The 825-nt window shown below is 58.5% G+C and carries 1 pseudogene; it reads right to left on the reverse strand.

What is annotated here, in order from left to right:
* Positions 1–765: pseudogene (locus tag ACP7DE_RS27980) on the reverse strand (IS3 family transposase); the annotation flags it as partial.
* Positions 766–825 lie beyond the last annotated feature (60 nt).

The following is an 825-nucleotide window of genomic DNA, read 5'->3' on the forward strand; positions in this document are numbered from 1 at the left end:
CCAGTTCGCAAGTAAAGACGTCCTTGATGCCGGCCAGGTAGAGCCAGCCCTCGCCCGTGGCCACATAGGTGATATCGGTCACCCAGGCTTCATTGGGCCGGGTCGGGGAGAAGGTCTGGTTCAGCAAATTCTCGGCCACCGGCAGGTCATGGTTCGAGTTGGTGGTAGCCTTGAATTTGCGCTTTTGCTTGCAGCGCAAGGCGAGTTCCCGACGCAGCCGAACGATGCGGTCTCGGCCCGCCGGAAAGCCTTGCGCCGTCAATTCCGGCTGCATGCGCAGCGGCCCATACGTCTGTCGGCTCTGCGCGTGCACTGCCTCGATAGCGACCTTCAGGCGTACATCGTCCTGCGCACGCTGTGAACGCTTGCCGCTTGCCCAGGCATAGAAACCACTGCGCGACACATCAAAAACACGGCACAGGACGGTGACGGGATAGTCTGGTCGCATCGTTTTTATGACCGCGTACTTGGCAGCGACTCCCGCGCAAAGTACGCTGCCGCTTTTTTTACAATATCGCGCTCCATGCGGGTTTCTGCGAGTTCTTTGCGAAGCTTTGTTACCTCGGCCTCAAGTTCGGGCACAGAACGGCTGCCAGGGGCCACTTTGGGCGACGTGCCGCGCCTCGCCGCTGCCACCCAATTAGCCAGCGTTCCCTTGGGAATGGTCAGGCGTCGCGCCGCATCTTCCAGCGTCAGTCCCTGTGTCAAGACCAGCTTTACTGCTTCTTCTCGAAGCTCTGGCGTGTATGTTGTTGAGCGTTTCATATGTTCTCCAGTTGGTGAAGTTTGCCAAACAAGAGTGTCCGAAAAAGTCAGGGTACCTCA

Source organism: Janthinobacterium sp. DSP2-3-3 (genome assembly GCF_049897325.1).
Classification (GTDB): Bacteria; Pseudomonadota; Gammaproteobacteria; order Burkholderiales; family Burkholderiaceae_D; genus Janthinobacterium.